This window comes from Dactylosporangium sp. NPDC051485, assembly GCF_040682015.1.
Lineage (GTDB): Bacteria > Actinomycetota > Actinomycetes > Mycobacteriales > Micromonosporaceae > Dactylosporangium.
In genome coordinates this window covers 1-26,630 of record NZ_JBFAZW010000052.1, presented here as the reverse complement: position 1 = coordinate 26,630, position 26,630 = coordinate 1, and the positions used below count along the sequence as shown (strand labels likewise).

Genomic DNA, 26,630 nt, shown 5'->3' with positions numbered 1-26,630 from the left:
GACATGGGCTCCGCACCGCTTTCCATCGACGTCTTCGTCTACCCGATGGCCCCGTACAACAGCCCCGACAATCTCGGCGAGGGCGAAGTCGCGACCTGGGCACCGATGAGCTGCACCCTGATCTCCGGCCCGACCGAGGGCATCCTCATCGACGCCATGCTGACCTTCACCCACGCGAACGCGATCGCCGAGTGGGCCAAGCAGTTCGGCAAGAAGATCACCGGCATCTACATCACCCACGGGCACTCGGACCACTGGCTCGGCCTCAGCCCGCTCCTCGAGCACTTCCCCGAGGCGAAGGGTTACGCGGCTCCGGAGGTCGCTCGTCGCGCGGCATGGGAGGCCGAGATGAACAAGACGACGGGCTACTGGACGAAGCGCTTCCCGGGCGAACTCCCCGAGCCGGCGGTCGTTCCCGAGGCCTACGCGAGCGACGAGATCCTGGTCGACGGCCAGGTCGTCAACATCATGCACGTCGGGCAGGGCGACGTCGAGGGTTCGACGATCTTCCACGTCCCGTCGGCCGACGCGGTGGTCGGTGGCGACGTCGTCTACAACAACGTCCACATGATGCAGTTCGAGGCCGACGACGCGAAGCGCGAGGCGTGGATCGCCAGCATCGACGCGGTCGCCGCCCTGAACCCGAAGATCGTGGTCGCCGGCCACAAGAGCGTCGACGCACCCGACCTGCCGAAGCATCTTGCCGCGAGCCAGCAGTACCTCCGCGACTTCACCACCGTCGCGAACCGCGGCGGCACCGTCGAGGACCTCGTCCACGGCATGCTCGAACTGCACGGCGAGCGCGACCAGCAGCACACCCTGTGGATCTCCGCCCGGGCGGAAGTTGCGCGCCGCGCGTGAACGAACGTCGTTGACGACCGCCCCCGCCGCGGTACCGAAAATCCGCTGGTGACCTTGTCGAGCAGGACTGTAGGGTCGCGGCTTCACCGGAGTTCGGGGGACTGCCGTTGACCACGAAGATGCATGAACACGAACTGTCCATCGACCAGGCCCTGGTCGAGCGGCTGGTCGCAGCGCAGTTCCCCCAGTGGGCGGACCTTCCGGTCAGGCATGCGTCCTCAGCCGGCACCGACAATGCCATGTTCAGGCTCGGCGATGCGATGGTGGTGCGCCTGCCCCGGATCGATTGGGCCGCGGACTCGGTCGAGCACGAACAGACGTGGCTACCCGTCATCGGCCCGCTGCTGCCGGTGGCGACCCCGGTGCCGCTGGGCATGGGCGAGCCCGCGCACGGCTATCCCTGGCGCTGGTCCGTCTACACCTGGCTCGATGGCGTGAACCCGACCACCGAAGACCTCACCGAGCCGCTCGTGCGCAACATCGCCGACTGCCTCAACGCCCTCCATGCCCTTGACGTCCCTGGCGGCCCGGTCAACCGTCGCGGCTTCAGTTTCGACGCGCGGGACGAGGTGACCCGAAAATCGATCTCCGAGATGGCGGGCATGGTTGACACCGCCGCGGTCACGGCAGTCTGGGACGCGGCCTTCGCCCTGCCGTCCTGCGAACCTCCGGGGACCTGGATCCACGCCGACACCGCGCCTGGCAACCTGCTGGTGCGGGACGGGCGGCTGGCCGGCCTGATCGACTTCGCCGGGATCAGCCGTGGTGACCCGGCCGTCGACCTCGGGCTCGCCTGGAATCTGCTGCCGGCCCGACTCCGCCCCGCCTTCCGGGAGCAGCTCGACATCGACGAGGCAACCTGGTTGCGTAGCCGCGCATGGTCGCTGTCGCAGGCATGTCTGCAACTGCCCTACTACCACGAGACGAACAAGCCCCTGGCCGCGCAGGCGCGGTACGTGATCGGCGAGGTTCTCGCCGACGCTGCGGCGGCCTGACTCCGGCGTCTCGACCGCGGGGCCGGCCGTCGTCGCGATCCTGGCCAGGTCATAGCCCGCCGGAGACGGTGATGTCGGTGCCGGTGACGTACGACGCCGCCGGCGAGACCAGCCACGACACGGCATCGGCGATCTCGTCTGGCCGGCCCACGCGACCGAGCGGGCTGCTCGTGGCGAACTGCGCCGAACCTGCGGTCTGCGCCACCATTGCCGTGTCGATAGCGCCTGGCGAGACGCTGTTGACACGGATCCCTTCGGGGGCGACCTCGTTCGACAGGCCACGAGTGAACGTCACCACGGCGCCTTTCGTGGCCTCGTACGGCACGACTCCCTCGACGCCGGGCACCGCCCGGGCGGCAACCGAGGCGATGTTGACAATGGAGCCGCCGGTGCCGCCGTGCGCGGTCGACATCGCTCGCACGGCGTGCCCGGCGCACACCATCGGGCCCACGACGTTGACCTGCATCAGCCGGGTCAGCGCGTCCGCGTCCTGCTCATCGACGCGCGCCTGCTCGCCGGTCATCCCGGCGTTGTTGACCAGCGCGGCCAACGGCCCCAGCTCGCGCTGGGCGCGCTCGAACATGTCCGCGACGGCATCCGGTGCCGCCACGTCCGCGCCTACGGCGATGGCCCGGCCGCCGTGTCCACGGATGGCGGATACCACCGATTCGGCGCCGGCCGCGTCCGCCGCGTAGTTGACGACCACGCCGTACCCGTCATCGGCCAGCTTCTGGGCGATCGCGGCGCCGATACCCCGGCTCGCGCCGGTGACGATCACCGCGCCCTTCCCCTGCTCAGTTCTCGTCATCTCGTCGACCTCCCGTCGCACGATCCCGTGTCAGGGCGAGCCGCACGTTGCGTATCACAACGTCAGCGACCCGACGTTGAACGATGACCCAGCCGAGAACTACCCACGGGGCCACGGCGAAACCCACGCCAGTCGCCGGTCTCGACACCACGGTAGCGTTCACCGGATGACCGGCCTCGTGGAGATCGTGCTGGACTGTCGTCATGCGTCGAAGCTCGCACGGTTCTGGGCGGCCGCGCTTGGCTGGCAGATCCGACCCTACGACGAGGCCGAGGTGGCCCGGCTCGCCGCTCGGGGCCTGACACCAGAAACCGATCCGACCGTGGCCATCGACTCCCCGGACGGTTCGCTGGTTTTCTTCCTCCAGGAAGTTCCCGAACCCAAAACCGCGAAAAACCGCATGCATGTCGATATCCAGCTCCGAGACCAGGCTCACCTGGACGAACTCCTCGGGCTGGGAGCCACAGTGGTGTCCGACCATGACGGCTGGCGTGTACTGGCCGATCCCGAAGGCAATGAGTTCTGCGCCAAACGCCCAGCGTAGAAGGAGCGGCCACAGCCAGAGCGCGCCACTGGCGCGTGGCTGGCCTCGCGGGCCATCGTGTTCCAGGACTCGGGCGTGATGCGCACCTTTGCCGGGGGTCGTCCCAACGGGTCACCGGCCCGCGCTCAGGAGCAGTCGGCTTGAGGCGGGACGGCACGGTCACCGGCGGCGGTCGATCATCGCCCCGCCGGTGACCCGTGCCGCAGCCGACCTGAGCTCCAGCCCGGCCCTGAGCTTCAGCCGGCCCCGCGTTCCGGGGCGCCGCCCGGCCGTACCCGCAGGTCCATGTCCGGACTGCCCACCACGACAGCACCGGGCTCAGACATCGTGGCGCTCACCGATCGTCGAGTCGCCGCCGGCGGGATCCGGACATCCACAGGAGCCGCGGGCGACGAGCGTGGTGGTGTGGATGATTCGCCGTGTCGGCAATTCCGGATCGGCGATCTTGCCAACCAGCCACTCGACCGCCGAGCGACCGAGCTGGTCGACGGGCTGACGCATCGTGGTCAGCGCCGGCACCGTGTAGGCGGCGCCGTCGATGCCGTCGAACGCGCAGATGGCCACGTCGTCCGGGACCCGCAGGCCGAGTTCCGCGGCGGCCCGCAGCACGCCGAGGGCCTGCTCGTCGCTGGTGACGAACAGCGCGTCGGGGCGTTGCGCGCCGGACAGCAGACGCCGGCCGGCGTGATAGCCGTCGGCCCGCCCGAACGGCACGTGCATCAGGGGCGCATCGGCCGGATCCCGCCCGGCCTGCGTGAGCGCCCGGCGCCAACCGGCGACCCGGTCGACCGTCGGGTGGATGTCGGCGAGGCCGGCGAGGCAGCCGATCCGCTGCCGGCCGTGCTGGAGCAGGTGGGTCGTGGCCGCGTGGCCGCCGCCCTCGTTGTCGACCAGGACATGGGTGGCGCCTGGTAGCTCCAGTTCGCGGTCGAGCACCAGCCGGGGTACCGGGGTGCCGGACAGCTCGGTGATCCAGCCCCGCGGGCCGTGTGCCGGCACCACGATCAGGCCGTCGACCTGCCGGTCGATCAGGGTCCGGATGTACTTCGCCTCGCGGACGTCGTCGCCCATCGCGTTGCCCAGCAGCATCGTGTAGCCCGCGGCGAAGCCGGCGTCCTCGATGGTTCGGGCCAGCTCGGCGAAGAACGGGTTGGAGTTGTCGGGCACGACGAGCCCGATGGTCATCGTGCGAGAGGTCTTCAGCGAACGGGCCACGGCGTTGGGGCGGTAGCCGAGTTCCTTGATGGCCTCGAGAATCCGCCCGCGCGTCGCTGGCGCGACCTTTCGCGGGCCGTCGTTGAGCACGTAACTGACCACGGCCTCCGAGGTACCGGCCAGGCGCGCTACGTCACGGCGAGTTACCATCGCATCCCCCCCAACTCGTGTTGACAACTCGTGTTGGTGCAGCAGTATGGCCGCGGACGCATTGATGTGCAAGTAATGGGTCGACAACTCGACTCGGGTCGCCGTCGATACGCGCCACGCGATTGCAACTCGTGTTGACGAGAACTCTCCCGGTGATGCGACCCGTTACGCAAGGTTGATGTCGGTCACGATCAGGTAACGACGGCGATCGTGGCGCGAAAAGTAACGCATTCGTAACGAGGGGTTGCGCGAGGCGACCAAGGTCACCGAGGCTACTGATCACCCCACAAGCAACACGAGTTGCGTGATGCCACGACTCGTCGTACGACGATCCCGCAACCGTCGATGGACAAGACGTCGCTCCACGATGCATGCCGCACTCAACCCGGTGCCCCGACGCACCGGGTCCAGGACTAGGACGCGGGTACGGCCCTTGCCCGGCCGTACCCGCTTCATCCGGCGAACACCTCGCCGCGCCACCCGTCGGAAGGAGTAGTAACACCGTGAAGAGAAACAGGTTCACCGCGTTGATCGCGGCCGCCTGCACAGCGAGTGCCGCCATGATTCTGCTTGCCTCGCAACCGAGCCACGCAGAACAGACCGAGCGTACCGCGACGCCGCAGCACGCCGCCGGGTCCGCCACCGAGAAGGTCATCTTCGACACCGACATGGGCCAGCTCAACGACGACGCCATCGCGTTGTTCATGCTGGCCAACTCCGGCAAGGTTGACCTGCTGGGCGTCACGGTGGTGGCCGGCAACACCTGGATGGAGGAGGGCACGGCCTACTCCCTGCGCCAGCTCGAACTCATCAAGAAGCCGCAGGTGCCCGTGGTGCCGGGCGCCGGCGAGCCGCTCATGGGCAGCCGGCAGGCCACGCTGGCCGCCGAGCAGACGCTCTTCGGCAATGTCGAGTACGCCGGCTCGTACACGCGCAAGCGGCCGTCGTCGTATCTGCAGCTGCAGAACACCCCGTACGGCGGCTACCCGACGCACAAGCCGGCCACCGGTCAGGCCGCGGTGGAGTTCATCGCCGACCAGGTCAAGCGCTATCCGAACCAGGTCACCCTGTTCGTCCTGGGGCCGGCCACGAACGTGGCGCTGGCCGTGCGCACCCACCCGGAGATCGTCCCGCTGGTCAAGCAGGTCATCTACATGGGCGGCGCCATCGACATCCCCGGCAACACGTCGCCGGCGGCCGAGTTCAACTTCTGGTACGACCCGGAGTCGGCGAAGATCGCCCTGCGCACCCCGTTCAAGAAGCAGCTCATCGTGCCGAACGACGTCGCCGAGCGGGTGTACTACACCAAGGCGCAGTACGACCGGATCGTCAGCCAGCGGGAGACTCCGATCACCAAGATGTTCAAGGACCTCCAGGGCCCCCGCTTCCAGGCGAACCCGGCCCAGCAGTCCTACGTCTGGGACTCCATCACCGCCGCTGTCTTCCTCGAGCCGTCCATCGCGACCAAGATCGAGGATCGGTACGTCGACATCAACGCCACCTTCGGGCCTGACTACGGCCGGTCGATCGGCTACGGCCCGTCGCGTAACCGCGACATGAACAATGCGGCGAACTTCCCGAGCGGCACCCAGAAGGTGCAGGTGCTGTTCGACATCAACCGCGACGCGTTCTGGAACCTGTACGTGGACCTGATGACCCGCCCGATCTGAACATCGCAGTACTGAGCCCCGGCGGCGGGAACCACCCTTGGTTCCCGCCGCCGCGGCGTAGCCGACTCGTCCGAGCCGCTGCCGTTGTACGTGGCGGATCCCGCGTGCAGGCCCTGGACCAGTTACTGCTTGATGTAGCTGGCTTGGTCTCGGCGAACGGTCCGTCCTGCACCCGCAGGCCATGCAGCCACTCGTCGGCTATCAGGTGGGCTCCTTCGGGTCGCAGCACCCGTCCGCACAGCCCGCGTCGGCGACGGATGTTGGGGTGGCGAAGGGCGGCGGGCAGCAGGTGTCGCCGCGCCAGGCGTCGCGGCCTTCTTTGACCGCGACGGCGGCGATGACGATCGCGGCGACCGGGTCGGCCCAGGCCCAGCCGAGCAGGGTGTTCAGTCCGAGCCCGATGAGCAGGACGGCGGAAAGGTAGGTACACAGCAGCGTCTGCTTGGAGTCGGCCACGGCGGTGCGCGAGCCGAGCTCGTGGCCGGCGCGACGCTGCGCCCACGACAGTCCCGGCATGACCGCGAGCGAGATCGCGGCGAGCACGAGCCCGACGGTGGAGTGCTCGGCGGATGCACCGCCGAGCAGGGCCCGCAGGGACTCGACAGTGACGTAAGCAGCGAGCGCGAAGAACGACACGGCGATGATCCGCAGCGCCGTCCGCTCCCGGGCCTCGGGGTCCCGACCGGCGAACTGCCACGCGACCGCGGCGGCAGAGGACACTTCGATCACCGAGTCGAGCCCGAAGCCGATCAGGGCGGTGGAGCTTGCGGCGGTGCCGGCGCTGATCGCGACGATCGCCTCGATGACGTTGTAGGTGATGGTGGCGGCGACCAGTAGGCGAATCCGGCGGGTGAGCACCGCGCGGCGCTGCGAGGGCGGCCCGGCAGAGGTTGCCGGGGTCAGGGGCAGGCTCATCAGCAGCAGCCCTGGTCCGCCGCGTCGGGACAGGCTTGCGGGTCGACCGCGAGGATGAGGCCGAGCAGGTCGTCGAGGGCGTGCCGGATGCGGGTGTCGGCGAGCTCATATCGGGTGCGCCGGCCTTCCGGAACCCCGACGACCAGGCCGCAGCCGCGCAGGCAGGCGAGATGGTTGGACAGGTTCTGCCGGGTCACGCCGAGCTGGTCGGCGAGCTCGGCCGGGTAGCCGGCCGCCGCGCGCAGGGCAAGCAGAAGCCGCGCCCTGGTGGGGTCGGATAGCGCATGACCGAAGCGGGCGAGGACGTCTGCATGCGTCACCGTTTCCATAGGACGACGGTACAGCAGATCCTGTATTCAGTAGAAGATGTACTGTTCCAGAGGTGATGCCGGCCCCCGGGAGCGCTGCGCGGCCGATCAGGGTTGCGAACCCACTCCTGCGGAAAGCCGGGATTCCGGGTCGGCGATGCCCACGTGCCCGATCTTGAGCACTACCGTCAGGTCTGTTTCAGGGCGGCGAGGACCGCGTCCAGCCGGCCGTCGAGCGGTCCGCTCAGCTCCAACACTGGCGTGTCCTCCCAGGCGTTCAGCGGGTCGTCGTAGACCAACTCCACCAGCGCGTCATTCATTCGCGCGCGAAGGCCCGGCATCTCCGCCGCCGGTAGAATCTGCTCCGTCTCGGGTGTGATCACCGTGATGACCAACAGATCGAGGCTCGCAAACGCCGAGCGTAGCGGTGCGCCATCGACTCCCTCCGAGGGGTCCGCGCTGGTCGCGGCCAGATATGCGAGGTAATCCAACGGCGTCCGGTCGAAGATCGTCCCGGACGGCGACGGCGACGAGCGCAGGCTCCGCACCGAGCGGGCCAGCAAAGCCCGGTAGTCCTCCAGCGACGGCGGAAACTGGAACTCGTAGCCCTCCTCTTCGAGGAGGTAATACGGCTCATCCGCCGCGACGTGGCCCGGTAGGTGCGCGCACAGCGCCTCGACAAGCGTCGTCTTCCCAGTCCCGTGTGTCCCGGAGATCCCGACCCGCATCCGCACTCCTGCCCACCCGGAAGATCGCGACGATCATAACCTTGGTCCCATGCAGCCGGACCAACCGAGCAACGGCCGCGAGAGGCCTGGGACGGTGATCTGCCGCGCCGTGTCGACCGACGCGATCACCAGCCGCAGCGTGAGCGTGAACAGCTCTATGTCGAGCAGGCTGACCCGGATGTCGCCGACGATCACGATGCCCCGGTCGAGGACGCACTCGAGGATGTAGCCGAGGATTGCCGGCCCCGGCCCCGGCGCTGGCCTTCGACAGTGCCGCTCAGCGGGCCCTCTTCGTCGCCCGCTTGCGGGGCGGCGTCAACAGGTCGGCTATCGCCGCGATCGAAGACGGCACCAGGCGGTAGTACGCCCAGACGCCGCGCTTCTCGCGCTCGAGCAGGCCGGCCTCGGTGAGGATCCGAAGGTGATGACTCACGGTCGGCTGGGAGAGGCCTAGCGGCGCGGTGAGGTCACTCACGGACGCCTCGCCGTCCGGAGCGGACTGGATCAGACTGAGCAGTTGCAGCCGGGCCGGGTCGGCGAATGCCTTCAGCACTCCCGCGAGCCGTTCGGCATCGGCCCGCTGAATCGGCTCGCTAGCAAGCGGCGAGATGGCAGGCATACCAGTTTTCGCAGTTCCCACGCCTTCCATAGTTCCACCAACACCATCGATTGGCCGGTGAAACCGGGACCAGTCCCCCGATGACGAGGTGCTCCACCGGTCGCCGGATCGCCGCCGTCAGCCGTTGGTACCCGGTGGGACGCCCTGTCACCCGTTCGTATCCGCTGACAGGTGACCTGGGGGACTTGCGCCCTCGACGTGGCAAGCCTCGACCCCGCCACGATCTTGCCAACGCTCAATGCAACAGGGCCCCCTCTCCTCCGCGGAGGTGAAGCCGTCAACCATCCAACGCGGGTGGTCGTGATGATGGGTCGTATTCCGTACGCAACGACGCGGCTGGAACGCTCTGATCTGTACGGTCACGCTGTGATGTATCGAGTCCGTTCCGCGATCGGCCTCCTGCTCGGCGTCGTTTGCCTGGGCGTCGCGCTCTTCGCTCTGTTTCAGCTGGTCCGGGGCGGCTCCTGCGCGTCCGGGGGTAACTACGTCTCTGCCCGGCAGTGCCCACCGGGGACCGGCAAATGGGCATTCATCCTGCCCCTCGCCATCATCGGCAGCATCGCGAGCTTCATCCTGGGCCGACTACGGTTCCAGCAGCCGGTGGCGCCGCACCCGCACCCCTTTGGCAACGCTGCGGCACAGCCGTTCGGCGCGCTGGTCACGATCAACGACGGGCAATTGTTCACGGCCGGGTCCGGCACCGCGCAGCCCGCCCCGACGATGGACCCGCTGGTCAGGTTAACCATGCTGCAGTCCCTACGGGACTCCGGTGCGCTGTCGCCAGCCGAGTACGACCAGGCGAAGGCGAAGATTCTGGCCGAGATGTAGGCACCGTCCCGGTGCGCCCGACCCGCACTGCTCCGTACACGTCGGTGGCCCGAACGGCTCTGTCGCATTGAGCGTTGGCAAGATCGTGGCAGGCTTGAGCGGCCGGTCGTCACGCAGGCCAGCCGCACCATGGGGGCGAACTGCGCCGCGTAGAGCGCGTCGAAGTCGCCCCGAACGGCCGGTTCGGAGAGCACGGTCACTTCCTACAGGCGCACAGCAGCCGCGATCGGTTCCACCCGGCCCAGCATCATCCACCCCAGCCCGCGACGGAACGCTCCCGAAGCGCGGGTGGTGTGTTGATGCAGGCGATGTCGCCGCACCATTGCAGGATCAGCGCCGCGGCCAGCCCGAGGCCCCGCCCGCGACCATGCCGGGCAGCTCTTGCAGTTTCTGCGATGTCTGATCGTCGTCGGGTGTCATCACCATCAGTCGATGGCCCGTTTCCGTGAGATCGGTGGAAACGAAGTTCAACCGGAGAAGCCCTACCAGCGGACTCTCGATGCGTTTCACCTCGTAGTTCTGGAGGAGCACATCGTGGCGGCTCCACAGGTGCGCGAATTCTTCCGACTGTTCCAGCAACCTTCCGACCACGCTAGCGGCGTCTGCTGCCGCTGCCCCCGCATCCGATGCGGCGCGCATCCTGGCAACCATTCTGGCCGCCACGATTTCGTCGTCGAGGTACCGGCTGCGCGGATGCGGTCGGCTGCCACCACGCAGGCACGGTAGGCGCAGACCGGGCTTACATCAGCCGAAGTCAACGCCCGTGAGCCACTCCCGCGCAAAGCGGAGCATGTCAAGTCAGCGCCGGGCCGGCCCCCGTCACGGCCAGGCCACGAGCCCCGTGCGGTGCGCGATGATCACGAGCTGGACACGGTCGCGGGCGCCGAGCTTGTACAGCAGCCGGGCGACGTGCACCTTCGCCGTGCCCGGCGTGATGAACAGCCGCTGGCCGATCTCGGCGTTGGTGAGCCCCTCGGCGACCAGCCCGAGCACCTGCCGTTCCCGATCGGTGAGCACGTCCAGCTCGCCCGTCGCGGCGGCGGCGCCGCCGACGAACGCAGCGACGAGTCGGCGCGTCACATTTGGCGCGAGCAGCGCGTCACCGGCGGCCACGACGCGGATCGCGGCGTGCAGGTCGTCCGGCGGACGTCCTTGAGCAGGAACCCGCTGGCCCCGGCCCGCAGCGCCCCGTAGACGTACTCGTCGAGGTCGAACGTCGTGAGGATCAGCACCCGCGTCGCGCAGCCGGCCGCGGTGAGTCGTTCGGTGGCGCGGATGCCGTCGAGCTCGGGCATCCGGATGTCCATCAGCGCCACGTCGGGCTCAAGGCGCAGGATGCCCTCTACGGCCTGCAGTCCGGTCGCCGCCTCGCCCACGACGGTGAGGTCGGCGGCGGTCCCCACGATGCCGCGCAGGCCGGACCGGATGAGCGGCTGGTCGTCGGCGATGAGGACCCGGATCGTCACGACGTCCCGTCCGCGGGCCGCGGCAGCGTGGCACTGACCTTGAAACCGCCGTCCGGCATGGGTCCGGCGAGCACGGTACCGCCGTAGAGCGCGGCCCGTTCGCGCATCCCAGTCAGCCCGTATCCCTCCTGCCGGACGTCGCCGCCGCGGCCGCGGTCCACGACGTCCAGGACGACGGCGTCCGGCCGGTGCTCGACCGTCACCCGGGCGTGGTCGGTGCCGGCATGCTTGACGACATTGGTCAGCGCCTCCTGCACGATCCGGTACGCCGACAGTTCCAGCCCAGGGCCGAGGGGCAGCGACTCGCCCTGTACCGACAGATCGACCCGCACGCCGGCGTGGGCCGTGTTCTCGGCGAGCCGCGGCAGGTCGATCAGGCTCGGCGCCGGCTCGTCCTCGGCGGGACTTCCGTTCCCGGCGCGCAGCATCGACAGCAGCCGGCGCAGCTCGGCCAGCGACTGCCGGCCGGTCGTCTCGATGGCCGCGAGCGCGTCGGCCGCCTGCGCCGGCTCGGTCCGCACGACCAGGCGCGCGTACGCCGCCTGCACCGTGATCACGCTCATCCCGTGCGCGACGACGTCATGTAACTCGCGGGCGATCCGGGTCCGCTCCTGGGCGGCGCGCTCCTCGCCCCGCTGCGCTTCCTGACGCAGGATCGCCTCGCCATGGAGCCGGTGCTGGCGCACCGCGAATCCAATCGTCCACGCGACGATGAGCACGAACCCGAACGGCACCACCCCGCCGAGATGCTCGAACGACGGCAGCGTGCCGGCCACCGTCGCGGTCAGGCCGGCACCGAGCGCCGGGGCCGCGACCGCGCTGCGGTGCCGCTCCGCCACCCGGTAGAGCGAATAGGCCAGCGGGACCAGCGCGATCCACCCGTAGCGCGGCGAGATCGGTGACAGCCAGAAGACGGCCAGCGCCCCGGCGGCCGCCATCACCGGCCGCTGGCGCGCAAGGGGCAGCGTCGATGTGGCGAGCACGGTCGCCGTGATGGCGAGCGCCTCGTTGGCCTCCCGCGCGCCGAGGATGCCGAACGTGAAGACGCCGAAGAGGGCGGCGACGAGCCCGTCCAGCAGCAGCCAGTGCCGCGGGCCGAGCCGGAGCCGCAGCGGGGCTCGATACTCCGATCGCATGCCGCCGAGCCTACGATCGGCGGCCGTCGGCCGTCGTCTGCCTGCGGGCATATGCCCGCGGCCGGACGCGCGGGCGGCCGCGGCGGCGGCAGGGTCGGGGACATGATCGAGGTACAGCAGCTCACGAAGCGGTACGGCCCGCAGACCGCCGTCGACAGCCTGACGTTCTCCGTGCGCCCGGGCAGCGTCACCGGCTTCCTCGGCCCGAACGGTGCCGGCAAGTCCACCACCATCCGCCTACTCCTCGCGCTGACCACGCCGACGTCCGGCCGGGCACTGGTCAACGGCCGGCCCTATCAGACATTGCGGGAACCGTTGCGCGAGGCGGGCGCGCTCGTCGACGCGGCCGGCCTCCACGGCGGGCGGACCGCCTATCGGCACCTGCATTGGCTCGCCGCTAGCAACGGCCTGGACCGGCGCCGGGTCGACGAGGTACTCGACCGGGCCGGGCTGAGCAGCGTCGCCGGCCGGCGGGTACGCGGCTTCTCCCTCGGTATGCGCCAGCGCCTCGGCATCGCCGCCGCACTGCTCGGCGACCCGCCGACCCTGATCCTCGACGAGCCGGTCAACGGCCTCGACCCGGAGGGCGTGCATTGGATCCGCGGGCTGATGCGCGGCCTGGCCGCCGAGGGGCGCACGATCCTCGTCTCCAGCCATCTCATCAGCGAACTCGCGCTCGCCGCCGACCGGCTGGTAGTGCTCGGCGGCGGACGGCTGCTCGCCGACGAGACCGTCGAGGCGTTCAGCGATGGGTACGCCACGCTCGAGGACGCCTACTTCGCCCGAACGGCCGGAGCCGTCGCCTACCGCAGCGACGGTGCGCGATGAGGTCACTGCACGCGGAATGGATCAAGCTGTGGTCGGTTCGCTCGACGTGGATCGCGCTCGGCGTCGCCGCCGCGTTCACCGTCGGCCTGGGGCTGGCCGACACGGTCAGCACCGTACGGGGCTGGGACACCATGGCGGCGCCCGACCGGGCCGCGTTCGACCCGCTCGGCAGCGCGTTCGCCGGGCTGACGTTCGCCCAGCTCGCCCTGGGCGTGCTGGGCGTCCTCGCGATAACGTCGGAGTACAGCTCCGGCACCATCATCCCGTCATTGACCGCGCAACCCCGCCGGGGCGTCGCATTCGCCGCGAAGGCGGGCATGCTTTTGGGCACCGCGGCGGTCATCGGGCAGGCGCTGGCCTTCGGCAGCTACCTGCTCGGCCAGGCGGTGCTGCACGGCAAGCACCTCGACGCCGGCCTCGGCACGCCCGGCGTACTGCGGGCGGTGGTCAGCGCCGGGCTGTACCTCACCGTCGTCACGATGGTCGGCTTCGGCCTGGGCGCGGTCCTGCGCCACCCGGCGAGCGGCACGGCCGCACTGATCGCGATCGTGTTTCTCGCCTACGGCGCGGCCAAGGCCGTCGAGAGCTGGTCCTACCTACCCTCAAAGCTGCTGCTGTCCAACGCCGGCGATGTGGTGGCCCAGGTCCACGCGGTAGCCGCCAAGCCTAGGCTGCCGTCGCTGGGCATGGCGTATCTGGACCTGGCGCTGTATCTCACCGCCGCACTCGGACTCGGCGCCGTGCGCTTCCGGCGAGACGCGTAAGGCGTCCAGCGGCCTCGGCCGCCGCTGGGCCAAGCTCCCCGAAACAGTCGATCGCTTTCGGAACACTAGAGGTCCACAGTGGACGAATGAAAAGAGGTGGTTGATCTGCGTTTTCGCAGGTCAACCACCTCTTGATGTTGCGCGCTCGAAGGGACTCGAACCCCTAACCTTCTGATCCGTAGTCAGGTCGCCGGTAGGTTCCACTCTCCCACGGTCTTCTTCTCACCGCGCGTGCTGTTTCGCAAGGCCCTGTACTCCATAGGTGCCGCACGTATCAGCAGGTCCACGCGATCTCTCGCGGCAACGGCTGACGTCGCCTTCGCCGCGGCAATACCTACGTGCTGTCTCGGTGCGGATGGTGCTCGACAGGTTCGCGGCATCCGATCACGCCCGGAACACGACGTGATCGCGAACCGCGCCGCTGCGACGATCCACAAGGCGTCAGCCGAGGCCCTCCGGCCATGATCGGGTGAGCACACATGCCGATGTGCGGACGTTGCGGCTCGCGTATCTGCACCGCGGCGGCCCGCCGGAGGCCGCGAGCGCGGCACGGTCGGCGAGTTCGGGTCGTCGGCGCTTGGGCCGGCCAGGTCCGGTCCACCCGCCGGTCCACCCCGCCGTGCACGTATTCGTCCAGGTCGGGCGCGATCTCGGTGCATGCATCGCGCGGACCTGCGGAACGTCACGGAGGGTGTCGATGATTCGTTGAAAATTTGGCCGAGGGTGCTCTTGTCGTCGGTAAATCGGGGGACGCGGCGTCAGGGTGTGTTCTGGGAGAATCCGCCGGTGCCAGGTGAAGCAAGATGAACGAACGCATCGGGAACGCACAACGGACTCATGTCCTCGACCTTCTGGGCAATGCCCTTCAGGAGGGCTATCTCGACCTGCCCGAATTCGAGCAGCGGATGAGCATCGTGACAGCAGCGAAGACGGCGGATGAGCTCATGAGTCAACTTGCAGATCTTCCGCTGCAGTTCCGCTGGGATCCCAGGGCGCCGTCATCCCCGACCGTGCGAGTGCCGCCGCCGCCGTCCGCGCCAACGACGGCACCTGGTCGTGATACGCGCACGACCACCATCACGTCGCTGATACTAGCCATCGCATCCATTCCCTTGTCGGTTTGTTTCGGCATTGGAGGTCTATTAGGAATCGCTGCGGTCGTGTTAAGTAGACCCGGGCTGCGCAGCTCGAATGACCACGGCAAGGCGATGACAGGGCTCGTCCTTGGCTGCGTCGGGATAGCCGCGTCGATCGTCATGGTTCTCCTATTTATTTTCATGCCGACAACGCCTACCACGCGATAGTGCCTCAGTCGGGCACGGCGGAGACGACTGCTGGGTCGATGTTCGCGCGCATCTGTCCGGACGGTACGGCTGCTGTGTGTTGTTCGGCGTGCACACCGGCCTGCTGTCCGGTTCTGGGTGAGTAGCAACGCGACCGCTCCCGCGGCGAACCTCCGCCCCTTGCCGACGGCCTCAGGCCGAAGCATGCCGCACACATGCTTCGACGCAAGGCGAGGCTCGAGCAGGGCGACGCGCGCATCTGCCGCATTCCGGGGGCACTCGGACCGAGTGCTGCGTCTTGGCCCGCTGACGGCAGCGTTCGCTGTCGAGACCCGAATGTCAACGAGGTGGCAATCGCCGGAGTGGTCAAAGCTTTGCGGATCTTGTCCGGTGCCATGGTCTGCGGTGCTTCTGGGATGATGCGGCTCGATGTACCGTGGCGTGGGGTTGGCGGCGCCATGGGAAAGTGCTGCGGGGGGTGGCGGATGCCTTCGGAGAAGATGTGGGTCGACTGGGAGGACGGGGCGCATCTGTCCCGATCGGCGACGAAGCTCGGTTCATTCAGCCCACTGACCCGTGACGGCGCCACGAACAACCTGGGTCACGTTACTCTCCGCCCAATCGACGGGGACGAGAACTTCCTGCGCGAGGTTGCTGTCGCGGTCGCTGTCGCGGTGACGCTGAAAGTCATGGAAGTGGCGAAGCCGCACGTCGAAAAGTGGGTGACCGAAACCGCCGTCCCGGCCGCCACCTCGGCGGTAGCGTCGGCCGTCCCGGCTGTCGGATCGGCTGTGGCGTCGGCTGGCTCTGCCGTGGGCTCGGCTGCGATATCGGTTGGCTCCGCTATCGGGTCGGTGGTGGCGTCGGCTGGCTCCGCTGTCGGTACGGCTGCCGTATCGGCCGGGTCCGCCGTGGGTTCGGCCGCAGTATCGGCTGGCTCCGCGGTGGCGTCGGCCGGCTCGGCTGTCGGGTCAACCGCGTCATCAGCGTGGAACAGGCTGACTCGCAAAAAGGGCAAGCCGGTCGTCGAGGTCGAGTCGCACACCGCGGTGGAAGCCGCACCAGCAGACGCCGCGCTGGTGCAAGCCGTGCCGGTGGAGGCCGGTGTGGTGGAGGTTATGCCTGTGGATGCGTCGCATGATGTGGCTGCCGCTATCGAGGCGTACAGGGCTGGTATGAGCCGGGCGGAAGCGCGGCAGCGTATCGTCGCGGCGCTGTCTGCCCGGCTGTTCAGCGAGCAGCAGATCGCGATCGTGCGCAATGCGCGGATAGAAGACGGTGGCGATACACCGGAGCTGGACAGCGCCACCCTGGCATCGATGCAGAAGCAGATCGGCGAGAGCGTCCAGCTGATCCTGGAGACCGCCCCCGCTCTGCTCGGCGAAGACGGGATGGCGGATCTACGGAAGATCCTCGGCCCTGCGCGCGCCGAAGAAGGCGGGCAACCCGAACGACGCGTATGAAGCGTCTTGGCCCCGTCATCGAGCCACTTCCACGGCGCTCGCTTGGCCGGCGGATGCGGGAGTGCACCTGTGCTGGTCCGGCCAAACGCCCTGAGCGACCTGTACGCAGTTGCACCGGGGATGGCCACCGGTGACGACTCCCGGTCGGTCTCGGCTCCGCCCCGCCGTGGCCAGACGATCTGCATACTGTCGCGGTGCGCGGATCTGCCGCTGTCCGGGTGCGCTGGCCTGACCGCGCACGGTCACTCCGCGTGGGTTTCAGTCCTCGTGGAGCGCCTGCGCGGCGTCCGGAGAAGCCGACGAGCGTGCGCGATTACGAGCTGGTCGCTGCACCGTTCCACCGCCACGCCCTCGATGGCAGTGTAGGCGCTATGTCGCGCACCGTGTCTCGTGTCATCACCGCCACCATCCCGGGCCGGCCGGCGGCGGTCCGCGCCTGGTACCTGGACCTGACCAACCTGCGCCTGGTCCACCCGCTGATCGTCGCAGTGCGCCAGGTCGGCACCGCCCTCGCAGCGGACGGTACCGTGATCACCGACTACCTTGTCACCGACCGGATGGTCGTGGCGGGCCTGCGGATCGGCTTTACCTACCGGGTACGGATCTCCGCACCACCCGACGGTCCGATCGCCACGCTCGCGCGTCAGGCGCCGCGAATCCGGCTGGCCGGGCAGGTGACGTTCACCCCGACCGGCGACGCGACCACCATCCGGGAAACGCTGACCATCCACGCACCATGGCCGCTGCGGCGGCTCGTAGCCACCGAAGCCGCACAAGCACACACCCGGATGTTCGCCGCCATGGCCGCGATGTTCACCACCGGAGCAGACTTGTAGGCCCTGCCATCCGGCAGGCCGACCTGACCGAGGCGGTCAGTACTCATCACGTACCCATCCCATGTGCTGCCCTCGATGGGTAGCCGGGCCCGCTCTACCGCTCGACCGCAGGCAGAACACGAAAGTGGTTGTGGCCTGGCGCCAGTTAGCGGCGGTATCGATGGGAGCCGACGACGCAACGGCAGAAGCGCGGCGATGCCCTCGGGCGAGGACAAACAGCACCACCACGCAGAGTGCAGCGGCCACGGCGGCGAAGCACTGCACGGCGATGAAAAGTCCGGTGACGGTGGCGAGGACGCCGCCGCCGAGGTCACCAATTGGCGAGCCGGGTTCCCTCATCCCTCTGGTGGATCACGCCAGCCTCCCGCAGGACCGGCACCGTCTTCCCGGAGATGCGTGACCCCCCGGCGATCTCCTGGACGTCACTGGCAAGGCCGCCGTGTGCGCCGGAGCTCTGGCTGGCGTGCCGGTCGTCGTGAAGACCGGACGACACGGACCCACGCCGACCAGCACATACCGGTCTGGACGCTTCCGAACCAGCCGATCGCTTACGGAACACTTCAGGTCCGCAGTGGACGCATAACAAGAGGCGGTTGATCTGCGTTTCCGCAGGTCAACCGCCTCTTGATGGTGCGCGCCCGAAGGGACTCGAACCCCTAACCTTCTGATCCGTAGTCAGATGCCTTCCGCAGTCCTCACCACGATGACTTTCTCATACGAACGTGCTGGTTTGCAACCCCTCCGTCCAGATGGAGGGGTCTACGTATCCGCTGGTCTAGGGCTTGAGTCGATATCCATGCGACCGTGCGACTCCTGCCGCATGGCCGCGTGCTGAAATCCGTTGAGGCTTGCTCGTCAATCGCTGAACGTCCGAACACATTCGGAACACAACGCGTTCGTTCCGGACCCGGACGATCAGCGTGATCCTGCTGCGGCCCCTAGTCGTCATCGATCTCAAGTTCGTCGTCGTCGGCTTCGCCGCCTGGGTCATGGTCTCCGTAGTCGGGATGATCGCGGTCTGCGGTGTGGCCCAGGTGGAGTGGCGACGGTCGTGCGGTGCGGCTGTCCCAGGCGATAGCTTGGTCACACAGGCGGGCGATGAGAACGGCGAGATGGCCGGGTTCGGAGCAGCCGGCGCTCGGAACAACAATCTCGACGCGGCTGGTGGCGTGCATGTCCTTGCTCATCCGACTGGCGGCAATCTCGCCGAAGTCCTCCCGGGACATCTGCGCGCCGATCCGTTGGGGTGACTTGGCGCCCTGGTGCTGGTGCGAGTCTTGGGTGAGCAGCCACGTCGGTTCTTCGCCGTCGTTGTTCACGAACAAGATTCTCTTGTGGTAGGACGGCTTCATCTGCTCGAGGTTGTCGCCCTCGCGGAACGCGGTGGCTGGCCGGGGGGCGTGCGGGCCGAGCGCAATGCGTACGACGGCAACGTCAACGCCCTCCTGTGCAAGTCGACGTCCGGGCAGCGGCCCGTCACCGTCGGATTGTCGCCAGCACCGGCATAGATGGTCCGGGCCTCCTCCTTGTCGAGGACGATGACGACGCGTTGGCTGCCTTCGGGAAGTACGAGGCTGTCCATTGCCTCTTCGATGTGGTTGCGGACGGCGAGGGCGCCGGCTGCGTCTCTTCCCCAGTGTTCGGTGCCGATTTCGTTGGCGTGGAAGGCGGTGATGCCTTCGGCGTAGCGGAGCCATTGGCCGTTGGCGTACATCTCGATGCGGGGCGTGGACTGTGGATCGGCGTCGAGATGCACCGCGGTGAGGACGGCAACGAGCTTCGGCGCCCTGCGTGGGCGCCCCCTGAACTTCTTGTACACGTGGCGTCGGAAATGGATCCCGACCAGGGTGACCGGCTCGGTCAGCGGTGCATCTTTCGGGACTTCCGGGGTCGCGCCGACGGCGTAGGCGAGGCGGTTGTCGACGATGCCGCACGACTTCAGGATGTCGCGGATCGCGGCCGATGCGGGATGATCGACGCTGTCCGGGTCGTCGGTCGAGTCCTTTGCGACGAGGAACTGGCTGACGATGCGCTGCCCGGCGAGTGCCTTTCGGGTTGGGTACTTCCCGTCATTAGTGATCTTGCTCCCGGTCCACTTGGTTTCGCAGATGGCGGCGATGAGGTCGTCTGGTCCTGCGGGTTTGAGACAGGGGCTCTGTTGCGTTGAGCGTTGCCCTGGTCGGGCACGCTTGAGTCGTGAAGGTCCCCAACCGCTGGCGTCCTGCCCTGCCGGCACGGTCGGCGTTCGCCGGGTTCCGGTTCCCGCCGGACGTGATCATGGTCGCGGTCCGACTGTACCTGCGGTACAACCTGTCCTACCGCGACGTCGAAGAACTCCTGATCGAGCGAGGTGCCGAGGTCGACCACGTCACCGTCTTCCGCTGGGTCCAACGCTTCACTCCGCTGCTGGCTGAAGCGGCCCGGTGGTGCCGGCATGCCCCTGGCGACAGGTGGTACGCCGACGAAACCTACGTCAAGGTCAACGGCGTCTGGCGGTACGTGTACCGGGCCGTCGACCAGCACGGCCAGGTCATCGACGTACTCGTCTCCGCCCGCCGCGACGCCGCTGCGGCACGCCGGTTCTTCCGCCGGGCGATGACTACGTTGAAGGTGCGACCCACCGAGGTGGTCACCGACGCGGCACCGGTGTACCCGGCCGTCCTCGACGAGGTGATCCCGTCGGCGTGGCACCACGTCGAACGGCATGCCAACAACCGGGTAGAAGCAGACCACAGCCAGCTGAAACAGCGGCTCAGACCGATGCGCGGGCTACGCACCGACCGGACTGCCCAGACGATCATCGCCGGACACGCGTTCATGCAGAATCTCCGCCGCGGCCACTACGAACTGGAGCACCGACGCGCCACGTGGCCTCCGTGTCGCCGCAGCGTTCAACGAGCTCGCCACCGTCATCTGAATGACCGGCCGCCCTCACTCGAACGTGCCCTCCGATCGGCTAACGCAACAGCGCCCTCGAGTCCGATCGCGGCCGTCGCCCTGGCCGGCGCGCTTGTATCCCCCGGAGGTCCTCCCCGGCGGGCGACGCGGCTGGCACATCCGCCGGTCAGCGTTGACGGGCTGGTTTAGGAGCGGCTCAGCAGCGAGGGAGTGTGTCATGCATCGGTACCCGGACATCGGTGATCACGGACTGATTCGGTGATCTGCAGACCGCGGCGTTGGTCAGCGGTGACGGGTCGGTGGACTGGTGGTGCTGTCCCCGGTTCGACTCGCCGAGCGTGTTCGCGTCGCTGCTGGACGCCGGGCGGGGCGGTCATTGCCGGATCGCGCCGGACACGGAGGACTACGTGAGCCGACAGCTGTATCTGCCGGACACCGGGATGCTGATCACCCGGTTCATGACCCTGGAGGGCGTCGGCGAGGTCACCGACTTCATGCCGGTCGCCGGGACCGTCGCCACCGACCGGCACCGCCTGGTGCGGATGGTGCGGATGGTGCGGATGGTGCGCGGCACGATGCGGTTCACCATCGACATCGCGCCTCGCTTCGACTACGGGCGGCTGCCGCACAAGCTCGATCTGGGAAGTGACGGCGCGGTGTTCTCCGCTGCCGGCCAGGAGCTGACCGTGCACCCCGTGGGCGTGGCGCAGCACGACAACGAGGTACAGCGCCACGGCGATGACCTGCACATCACCAAGGCGATGCGGGAGGGCGAGACCGCCGGCATCGTCCTGGAGTCCATGGGCGGCCGCCCGACCCGGATGCCGACCGCCGAGCTGCAGCGGCTGGGTGAGGACACCGCACGGTTCTGGCGGGACTGGGTGCACGCCTCGACCTACCGGGGCCGGTGGCGGGAGATGGTCGCCCGGTCCGCGATCACCCTCAAGCTGCTCACCTACGCCCCGACCGGGGCACCGGTGGCCGCGCCGACGGCCGGCCTGCCGGAGCTCACCGGCGGTGAACGCACCTGGGACTACCGCTACACCTGGATCCGTGACAGGTCGTTCTCGGTGCACGCGCTGCTCGGCCTCGGCTACACCGATGAGGCGGCGGCGTTCGGGAGCTGGCTCAAGGACCGCGTCGTGGAGAGCAACGACGGGCGGTCGGGTCCGCTGAAGGTGATGTACCGGGTGGACGGCACTTCCGACCTCACCGAGGAGACCCTCGAACACTTCGAGGGCTGGCGCGGGTCCAAGCCGGTCCGCATCGGCAATGAGGCCGCCGACCAGCTGCAGCTGGACGTCGACGGTGAGGCCCTCGACGCGCTGTACCGGGCCGATGCCCAGGGCCAGGGTATGGCGCATGACGGGTGGATGAGCGTCGCCGGGATCGTCGACTGGCTGTGCGAGCACTGGGACCAGCCCGAGGAGGGCATCTGGGAGACCCGCGGCGGCCGCAAGGACTTCACCTACGGCCGGTTCCAGTGCTGGGTGGCGCTGGACCGGGCGATCCGCATCGCCACGCGCCGCGGCCGGCCCGCGGACCTCGCCCGGTGGACCGCCGCCCGCGACGCCGTCTACCAGCAGCTGATGACCCGCGGCTGGAACGACCGCACGCGCAGCTTCACCCAGCACTACGACTCCGACGTCATGGACGCCCTCGCTGCTGCTCATGCCGGTGTCGGGGTTCATCACACCGACCGACCCGCGGTGGCTGTCCACCCTGGACGCCATCGACCGGGAGCTGGTGTCGGACAGCCTGGTCTACCGGTACAACCCGAGCGCGTCCCCGGACGGCCTGCGCGGCCACGAGGGCACGTTCTCGCTCTGCACGTTCTGGTACGTGGAGGCGCTCGCCCGCGCCGGGCGGCTCACGCAGGCGCGGCTGGTCTTCGACAAGATGCAGACCTACGCCAACCCGCTCGGCCTCTACGCCGAGGAGGTCGGCCTCACCGGCGAGCAACTCGGCAACTTCCCGCAGGCGTTCAGCCACCTGTCCCTGATCAACGCCGCCATCAACCTCGACCACCAACTCGACCACCAACTCGACCACCAGCACGGCAACCAGCACGGCAACGGTGCCGGCCAGGACGCACGGGCCGCAGCAATGAGCGGCGCATGACCCGCGCGGCGCTGTGAACGACAGCACACCGGCCCGCGGGTGGTGGCCCCGGCTGCTGCCCGGCAGCCAGCGCAAGCCGATCGACGCCCTCGCCGACCACCTCGACCTGACCCGTGGCGACGCCTCGGCGAAGCAGTCCGCGTTCTGGTCGATGCTGCTCATCTCCGCGGTGATCGCCGGCGCCGGGGTCCTCGCGGACTCGACCGCCACCGTGATCGGCGCGATGATCATCGCGCCGCTGTCGACGCCGATCATGGGCATGGCGCTGGGCATCGTGACCGGCGACCGGCGGCTGCTGCTGCGCTCGGCCGGGTTCGTCGCGCTGGGCTTCGCCGCGGTCGTCGCCGTCGGCGTGCTCGCGTCCCTCGCCATACCGGGCAACGCGAACCTCCTGGCCAACGCGCAGGTGTCCGGCCGCACCTCGCCGCGGCTCGCCGACCTGGCCGCCGCGGTCGCGACCGGGCTCGCCGGCGCGGTCGGGCTGTCCCGGCGAGACGTCAGCGACGTGCTGCCGGGCGTGGCGATCGCCATCTCCCTGGTGCCGCCCCTCGCCGTGGCCGGGGTCTGCGCCGGGCAGGGCGAGTTCGCGCTCGGCGCCGGTGCGCTGGTCCTGTTCGCGTCCAACGTGGTGTCCCTGGTCCTGGCCGGCACCATGGTCTTCGCCGGCTACGGTTACGCCCGGGAGGCCCGGGGCACCGCCCGTGGCACCGTCAGGGGACCGCGGGCCGGCTACGCGGCGATCACGCTGCTGCTGGTCGTCCTGATCGTCCCGCTGGGCGCGAACACCGCCGCCAACCTGCAGGTCGACCGGTGGACCCAGCGCATCACCACGATCGCCGGCCGGTGGATCGCCGCCGTGCCCGGCGCCGAGGTCGTCACCGTCACCGTCGCGTCACGGACCGCGGTCATCGACGTTCTGACGCCGCAACCGCTGCCATCGGTCGGGGATCTGCTCACCGCGCTGCACGGCCAGGTGCCCGCCGGAGTCCGGATCGTCGTGGAAGCGGTGCACGGTCAGCGGCTCGACGCGGGCACCGTTCCCTGACCGGGGTGGACCGGCCCCGGCCGGGTGAGGCGGCCCGGGTGCCCCGCCGCCAAGCATGGAGGGTGAACGGCCGCAGACGTTGAACGGAGGCGGGCATGACCAGTTTTCCCTGGCATCACCGGCAGAACCGGCGGCACGACCAGGCCAAACCGGCGGCGGCGGTCGAACCGTTCCGGGAGATCGTCGGCCTCGGGTTGATCACCATCCTGTTCGGCGTCGCGGTCCTCGCCTGGCCGGGAAAGACGCTGTCGCTGCTGGGTGTGCTCGTCGGGGTGTGGCTGCTCGTCGCCGGCGCGATCCGGGTCTACGGCGCGTTCGGCCACGACCAGAGCACCGGCAGGCGGGTGCTGCTCGGCGGCGTCGGTGTGCTGCTGATCGTGGGCGGCATCGCCTGCCTGCAGCATGTGGCCACCGGCGTGGCCGTCCTGGCCGCCATCATCGGCCTGGCCTGGTTGGTCAGCGGTATCGCTGAGTTGTCCATCGCGTTCCTCACCCACGGCCGGATCCGCACGTCGCTGATCGCGATCGGCGCCGTGTCCCTGCTGGCCGGTCTGGCGTTCCTGTTCTGGCCCGGCCTATCCCTGGGCCTGACGGTTCTGCTCACCGGGATCAGCGCCCTGCTCATCGGCGCCGCCGAGGTCGCATTCGCGTTCCAGCTCCGTCAGCACGACACCGCCGCGGTGCCCTCCGGCCATCACTGAACGACAGGGAACGTTCCGACAGGTGACGCCGAAAGGGGGGCTCGCGATGACCGGTGCGACCAGCACCATCGATCAGACCGAGACGCCGTGGTACGCGAGGCCGCAGGCCGAGGTGGTGACGGCGCTCGGCAGCGACGCCGACCGCGGGCTGGACAGCGGTGCGGCGGCCGGCCGGCTCGTCTCGTACGGGCCGAACAGCATCGCCCGGGAGCGGCCACCGTCGGCGTGGTCGGTGGCGCTGCGGCAGCTGCGCGACCCGATGAACGTCATGCTCGTCGTCGTGGTCGCGGTCGGCCTGGTGTCCGGCGGGTTCCTCACCGCGGTCGTCGTCGGGCTGCTGGTGGCGCTCAACGTGGTCCTCGGCGCCCGGCAGGAGCTGCGGGCCAGGGCCAGCGTCGACGCGCTCGCCACGGCGCAGGTGCCGCAGGCCAGGGTCGTTCGCGACAGCGGCCTGGTCATGGTGCCCGCCGCCGAACTGGTTCCCGGCGACGTCGTGCAGGTCGAGGCCGGCGATCTGGTCCCGGCGGACGGGCGCGTGCTGCGCTCGGCGACCCTCGAGACCCAGGAGGCGGCGCTGACCGGCGAGAGCGCCCCGGTGGCCAAGGACAGCGCCGTCCTGCCCGCGGTCTCCGACGGCGGCGGTGTGGCACTTGGCGACCGGTCCAACATGCTCTTCCAGAACACGTCCGTCACCCGCGGCACGGCGGCGATGGCGGTCACCGCAACCGGGATGCGGACCGAGATGGGCCGGATCGCGACCATGCTCAACACGGTGCAGCGGACCCGTTCGCCGCTGCAACGGGAGCTGGACTCGCTGACCCGGGTCCTGGGCGTCGTCGCGTGGACAGCGGTCGCGTTCATCGTCGTGGTCGGCTGGCTGCGGGGCCTGCCGCTCAGCGAGGTGGCGCTGCTGGGCACGGCGATGGCGATCTCGGCGATCCCGACCGGCCTGCCCGCGTTCGTCTCAGGGCTCCTCGCGTACGGCGCCAAGGACCTCGCCCGCGCGAAGGCCGTCGTCAAGAACCTCACCGACGTCGAGACGCTCGGCGCCACCAGCACCATCAACACCGACAAGACCGGCACGCTGACGATGAACGAGATGATGGTCTCGGTCATCCACGCCAGCGGCGCCTGGTTCACCGTCGACGGCGCGGGCTACCGCAAGACCGGCGGGATCACGGCCGTCGCCGGCACACCCACGCCCGACTTCACCGGGCTGGCGCTGGGGCTCGCGCTGGACAGCGACGCGACCGTCGCCGACGACGACGGCACAGTCATCGGCGACCCGACCGAGGCGGCGCTGGTGGTCCTCGCGGCCAAGCTCGGCGTCAACGCCGAAGAGACCCGCCACACCTACCCGCGCCTCGCCGAGGTGCCGTTCGACTCCGACTACAAGTTCATGGCCACCTTCCACCGCGTCCAGGTCGACGGCATCGACCGGATCGTCGAGCTGATCAAGGGAGCACCCGACGTGGTGCTGGACCGCTGCACCCACACCGGCGGACCGCTGCACGGCGGCCAGGAACCGATCGGCGCGGCCCGGACCGGCATCGACGCCGCCAACGACCGGATGGGTGGGCAGGGCCTGCGGGTCCTCGCCTTCGCCGCCCGGCTCCTGGACCCCGACGAGGAACCGGCGATGCGCACCGACCCGATGACGCTGACGCACCGCCTCGGCCACATCGGCCTGGTCGGGATCATCGACCCGCTGCGCGCCGAGGCCAAGGCCGCGGTCCGGACCGCGCAGGACGCCGGCATCGACGTCCGGATGATCACCGGCGACCACGCCGCGACGGCCCGGGCCATCGGCGAGACGCTGCACCTGGGACCGGGCACGATCAGCGGCCCGGACCTGCAGGGCCTGCCCGACGACGAGCTCACCCGCCGGCTGCCGAGGCTGCACGTCTTCGGCCGGGTCTCGCCGCAGGACAAACTCCGCCTCACCCGGTCCCTGCAAGGGCAGGGGCTGGTCGTGGCGATGACCGGCGACGCGGTCAACGACGCCGCCGCCCTGAAACAGGCCGACATCGGCGTCGCCATGGGCAGCGGCAGCGAGGTCGTCGGGCCGCTGCCGCAGGCGGTCACCTGGCCGCAGTGGCCGGACGTGGCGTGGCGGGACTAGGTCGTGTCTCGCGGATCATGAAGCGGGATGATCCATAGCGTCCCGGTTGTTATCCGGGACGCTATGGCCGCTCGATTTGAACTCACCGATCCCGGGTTGGCAAGCTCAAACAGTTCCGCGCCGTGGCCACCCGCTATGACAAGCGCGCCTTCATGTACTTGGCCACGATAGACATCGCCACCATCAAAATCTGGCCCCGCGACCTCGCCGCCGATGATCCACGAGACACGACCTAGGTGACTGGTGTTAAACGATGGCCGCCACTGGCGTGGCGGCCATCGTTTTGGATCTATTTCGGGTAGTTTGCTGGGATGGCGTTAGGCAGG

At 69.0% G+C, this 26,630-nt stretch carries 23 protein-coding genes and 4 pseudogenes; 15 read left to right on the top strand and 12 right to left on the bottom strand.

Annotated features, from left to right (window positions below):
- Nucleotides 1-3: 3 nt before the first annotated feature.
- Both AB0M46_RS27230 and AB0M46_RS27225 read left to right on the top strand, forming a co-directional pair.
- Entirely contained in the window at nt 4-861 is an 858-nt protein-coding gene (locus AB0M46_RS27230) for an MBL fold metallo-hydrolase (RefSeq protein WP_363340327.1), read from the top strand.
- A 119-nt stretch (nt 862-980) separates the two neighbouring features.
- Nucleotides 981-1,856, top strand: coding sequence for an aminoglycoside phosphotransferase family protein (locus AB0M46_RS27225; RefSeq protein WP_363340325.1), 876 nt, complete (start codon nt 981-983; stop codon nt 1,854-1,856).
- 49 nt (nt 1,857-1,905) lie between these two features.
- On the opposite strand, the gene AB0M46_RS27220 is transcribed toward AB0M46_RS27225, so the two are convergent.
- Nucleotides 1,906-2,664, bottom strand: a complete 759-nt coding sequence (locus AB0M46_RS27220) for a glucose 1-dehydrogenase (RefSeq protein WP_363340323.1) — start codon at nt 2,662-2,664, stop codon at nt 1,906-1,908.
- A gap of 166 nt (nt 2,665-2,830) precedes the next feature.
- Between AB0M46_RS27220 and AB0M46_RS27215 the strand changes: the two genes are divergently transcribed.
- Entirely contained in the window at nt 2,831-3,208 is a 378-nt protein-coding gene (locus AB0M46_RS27215; protein ID WP_363340321.1) for a VOC family protein, read from the top strand.
- Nucleotides 3,209-3,526: 318 nt separating this feature from the next.
- Here AB0M46_RS27215 and AB0M46_RS27210 read toward each other — a convergent pair whose 3' ends face one another.
- Complete coding sequence (locus AB0M46_RS27210; protein WP_363340319.1) at nt 3,527-4,573, bottom strand: LacI family DNA-binding transcriptional regulator; 1,047 nt, start codon at nt 4,571-4,573, stop codon at nt 3,527-3,529.
- 503 nt (nt 4,574-5,076) lie between these two features.
- On the opposite strand from AB0M46_RS27210, the gene AB0M46_RS27205 reads away from it, so the two are divergent.
- Nucleotides 5,077-6,243 (top strand): nucleoside hydrolase, encoded by a 1,167-nt coding sequence (locus tag AB0M46_RS27205; RefSeq protein WP_363340317.1) that lies wholly within the window; start codon nt 5,077-5,079, stop codon nt 6,241-6,243.
- Nucleotides 6,244-6,444: 201 nt separating this feature from the next.
- Here the strand turns inward: AB0M46_RS27205 and AB0M46_RS27200 are convergent, their stop codons facing one another.
- From AB0M46_RS27200 to AB0M46_RS27180, 5 genes are all read right to left on the bottom strand, one after another.
- Nucleotides 6,445-7,158, bottom strand: coding sequence for a cation transporter (locus tag AB0M46_RS27200; protein WP_363340315.1), 714 nt, complete (start codon nt 7,156-7,158; stop codon nt 6,445-6,447).
- Entirely contained in the window at nt 7,158-7,487 is a 330-nt protein-coding gene (locus AB0M46_RS27195; RefSeq protein WP_363340313.1) for a helix-turn-helix domain-containing protein, read from the bottom strand. Before AB0M46_RS27195 ends, AB0M46_RS27200 begins: the two co-directional genes overlap by 1 nt.
- 167 nt (nt 7,488-7,654) lie before the next feature.
- Nucleotides 7,655-8,194 carry an AAA family ATPase gene (locus AB0M46_RS27190; protein ID WP_363340311.1) on the bottom strand — a complete coding sequence of 180 codons (540 nt, stop codon included), beginning with the start codon at nt 8,192-8,194 and terminating at the stop codon, nt 7,655-7,657.
- Nucleotides 8,195-8,227: 33 nt separating this feature from the next.
- Nucleotides 8,228-8,419: a gas vesicle protein GvpJ gene (gvpJ, locus tag AB0M46_RS27185; RefSeq protein ID WP_363340399.1), complete on the bottom strand. Its 192-nt coding sequence runs from the start codon at nt 8,417-8,419 to the stop codon at nt 8,228-8,230.
- A 52-nt stretch (nt 8,420-8,471) separates the two neighbouring features.
- Entirely contained in the window at nt 8,472-8,843 is a 372-nt protein-coding gene (locus tag AB0M46_RS27180; protein WP_363340309.1) for a metalloregulator ArsR/SmtB family transcription factor, read from the bottom strand.
- Between the two features lie 273 nt (nt 8,844-9,116).
- Here AB0M46_RS27180 and AB0M46_RS27175 point away from each other — a divergent pair, with 273 nt between their 5' ends.
- The gene (locus AB0M46_RS27175) at nt 9,117-9,641 is read left to right on the top strand and encodes an SHOCT domain-containing protein (RefSeq protein WP_363340397.1); all 525 of its coding nucleotides are present in this window, start codon (nt 9,117-9,119) and stop codon (nt 9,639-9,641) included.
- A gap of 330 nt (nt 9,642-9,971) precedes the next feature.
- Here AB0M46_RS27175 and AB0M46_RS27170 read toward each other — a convergent pair whose 3' ends face one another.
- The 3 genes and pseudogenes from AB0M46_RS27170 to AB0M46_RS27160 all read right to left on the bottom strand — a co-directional run bounded on the left by AB0M46_RS27170 (nt 9,972) and on the right by AB0M46_RS27160 (nt 12,243).
- Complete coding sequence (locus AB0M46_RS27170) at nt 9,972-10,358, bottom strand: hypothetical protein (protein ID WP_363340395.1); 387 nt, start codon at nt 10,356-10,358, stop codon at nt 9,972-9,974.
- Nucleotides 10,359-10,460: 102 nt separating this feature from the next.
- Nucleotides 10,461-11,107 (bottom strand): annotated as a pseudogene (locus tag AB0M46_RS27165) (response regulator transcription factor).
- Nucleotides 11,104-12,243, bottom strand: coding sequence for a sensor histidine kinase (locus tag AB0M46_RS27160; protein WP_363340307.1), 1,140 nt, complete (start codon nt 12,241-12,243; stop codon nt 11,104-11,106). Before AB0M46_RS27160 ends, AB0M46_RS27165 begins: the two are co-directional and overlap by 4 nt.
- A gap of 102 nt (nt 12,244-12,345) precedes the next feature.
- On the opposite strand from AB0M46_RS27160, the gene AB0M46_RS27155 reads away from it, so the two are divergent.
- The 5 genes from AB0M46_RS27155 (at nt 12,346) to AB0M46_RS27135 (ending at nt 17,417) form a co-directional block, all read left to right on the top strand.
- Nucleotides 12,346-13,071 carry an ATP-binding cassette domain-containing protein gene (locus tag AB0M46_RS27155; RefSeq protein ID WP_363340305.1) on the top strand — a complete coding sequence of 242 codons (726 nt, stop codon included), beginning with the start codon at nt 12,346-12,348 and terminating at the stop codon, nt 13,069-13,071.
- Nucleotides 13,068-13,835: a hypothetical protein gene (locus tag AB0M46_RS27150; RefSeq protein WP_363340303.1), complete on the top strand. Its 768-nt coding sequence runs from the start codon at nt 13,068-13,070 to the stop codon at nt 13,833-13,835. Before AB0M46_RS27155 ends, AB0M46_RS27150 begins: the two co-directional genes overlap by 4 nt.
- An 803-nt stretch (nt 13,836-14,638) precedes the next feature.
- A complete protein-coding gene (locus AB0M46_RS27145; RefSeq protein WP_363340301.1) occupies nt 14,639-15,139 on the top strand; it encodes a DUF1707 and DUF4190 domain-containing protein in 501 nt (166 codons plus the stop codon).
- A gap of 464 nt (nt 15,140-15,603) precedes the next feature.
- Nucleotides 15,604-16,581, top strand: coding sequence for a hypothetical protein (locus AB0M46_RS27140; RefSeq protein WP_363340299.1), 978 nt, complete (start codon nt 15,604-15,606; stop codon nt 16,579-16,581).
- A 383-nt stretch (nt 16,582-16,964) separates the two neighbouring features.
- Nucleotides 16,965-17,417 carry an SRPBCC family protein gene (locus AB0M46_RS27135; RefSeq protein WP_363340297.1) on the top strand — a complete coding sequence of 151 codons (453 nt, stop codon included), beginning with the start codon at nt 16,965-16,967 and terminating at the stop codon, nt 17,415-17,417.
- 938 nt (nt 17,418-18,355) lie between these two features.
- Here AB0M46_RS27135 and AB0M46_RS27130 read toward each other — a convergent pair.
- On the bottom strand, nt 18,356-18,886 hold the full coding sequence (locus tag AB0M46_RS27130) for an RNaseH domain-containing protein (protein WP_363340393.1): 531 nt from the start codon (nt 18,884-18,886) through the stop codon (nt 18,356-18,358).
- An 89-nt stretch (nt 18,887-18,975) separates the two neighbouring features.
- Nucleotides 18,976-19,653, bottom strand: a pseudogene (locus tag AB0M46_RS27125) (RNaseH domain-containing protein); the annotation flags it as partial.
- Between the two features lie 41 nt (nt 19,654-19,694).
- On the opposite strand from AB0M46_RS27125, the pseudogene AB0M46_RS27120 reads away from it, so the two are divergent.
- The 5 genes and pseudogenes from AB0M46_RS27120 to AB0M46_RS27100 all read left to right on the top strand — a co-directional run bounded on the left by AB0M46_RS27120 (nt 19,695) and on the right by AB0M46_RS27100 (nt 26,304).
- Nucleotides 19,695-20,334 (top strand): annotated as a pseudogene (locus tag AB0M46_RS27120) (IS6 family transposase).
- 198 nt (nt 20,335-20,532) lie between these two features.
- A pseudogene (locus tag AB0M46_RS27115) lies at nt 20,533-22,436 on the top strand (glycoside hydrolase family 15 protein).
- Nucleotides 22,437-22,449: 13 nt separating this feature from the next.
- Nucleotides 22,450-23,481, top strand: a complete 1,032-nt coding sequence (locus AB0M46_RS27110; protein ID WP_363340295.1) for a TIGR00341 family protein — start codon at nt 22,450-22,452, stop codon at nt 23,479-23,481.
- Between the two features lie 95 nt (nt 23,482-23,576).
- Nucleotides 23,577-24,182, top strand: a complete 606-nt coding sequence (locus AB0M46_RS27105) for a DUF308 domain-containing protein (protein ID WP_363340293.1) — start codon at nt 23,577-23,579, stop codon at nt 24,180-24,182.
- Between the two features lie 46 nt (nt 24,183-24,228).
- Complete coding sequence (locus tag AB0M46_RS27100) at nt 24,229-26,304, top strand: HAD-IC family P-type ATPase (RefSeq protein WP_363340291.1); 2,076 nt, start codon at nt 24,229-24,231, stop codon at nt 26,302-26,304.
- The last annotated feature ends 326 nt before the right edge of the window (nt 26,305-26,630 follow it).

Bases quoted from the DNA above. Each gene is read 5' to 3' on its own strand.
- AB0M46_RS27195 (WP_363340313.1), bottom strand. From the start codon at position 7,487: ATGGAAACGGTGACGCATGCAGACGTCCTCGCCCGCTTCGGTCATGCG.
- AB0M46_RS27100 (WP_363340291.1), top strand. From the start codon at position 24,229: ATGACCGGTGCGACCAGCACCATCGATCAGACCGAGACGCCGTGGTAC.
- AB0M46_RS27225 (WP_363340325.1), top strand. From the start codon at position 981: ATGCATGAACACGAACTGTCCATCGACCAGGCCCTGGTCGAGCGGCTG.
- AB0M46_RS27190 (WP_363340311.1), bottom strand. From the start codon at position 8,194: ATGCGGGTCGGGATCTCCGGGACACACGGGACTGGGAAGACGACGCTT.
- AB0M46_RS27155 (WP_363340305.1), top strand. From the start codon at position 12,346: ATGATCGAGGTACAGCAGCTCACGAAGCGGTACGGCCCGCAGACCGCC.
- AB0M46_RS27145 (WP_363340301.1), top strand. From the start codon at position 14,639: ATGAACGAACGCATCGGGAACGCACAACGGACTCATGTCCTCGACCTT.
- AB0M46_RS27160 (WP_363340307.1), bottom strand. From the start codon at position 12,243: ATGCGATCGGAGTATCGAGCCCCGCTGCGGCTCCGGCTCGGCCCGCGG.
- AB0M46_RS27140 (WP_363340299.1), top strand. From the start codon at position 15,604: ATGCCTTCGGAGAAGATGTGGGTCGACTGGGAGGACGGGGCGCATCTG.
- AB0M46_RS27215 (WP_363340321.1), top strand. From the start codon at position 2,831: ATGACCGGCCTCGTGGAGATCGTGCTGGACTGTCGTCATGCGTCGAAG.
- AB0M46_RS27105 (WP_363340293.1), top strand. From the start codon at position 23,577: ATGACCAGTTTTCCCTGGCATCACCGGCAGAACCGGCGGCACGACCAG.
- AB0M46_RS27220 (WP_363340323.1), bottom strand. From the start codon at position 2,664: ATGACGAGAACTGAGCAGGGGAAGGGCGCGGTGATCGTCACCGGCGCG.
- AB0M46_RS27180 (WP_363340309.1), bottom strand. From the start codon at position 8,843: ATGGAAGGCGTGGGAACTGCGAAAACTGGTATGCCTGCCATCTCGCCG.
- AB0M46_RS27175 (WP_363340397.1), top strand. From the start codon at position 9,117: ATGATGGGTCGTATTCCGTACGCAACGACGCGGCTGGAACGCTCTGAT.
- AB0M46_RS27200 (WP_363340315.1), bottom strand. From the start codon at position 7,158: ATGAGCCTGCCCCTGACCCCGGCAACCTCTGCCGGGCCGCCCTCGCAG.
- AB0M46_RS27150 (WP_363340303.1), top strand. From the start codon at position 13,068: ATGAGGTCACTGCACGCGGAATGGATCAAGCTGTGGTCGGTTCGCTCG.
- AB0M46_RS27230 (WP_363340327.1), top strand. From the start codon at position 4: ATGGGCTCCGCACCGCTTTCCATCGACGTCTTCGTCTACCCGATGGCC.
- AB0M46_RS27210 (WP_363340319.1), bottom strand. From the start codon at position 4,573: ATGGTAACTCGCCGTGACGTAGCGCGCCTGGCCGGTACCTCGGAGGCC.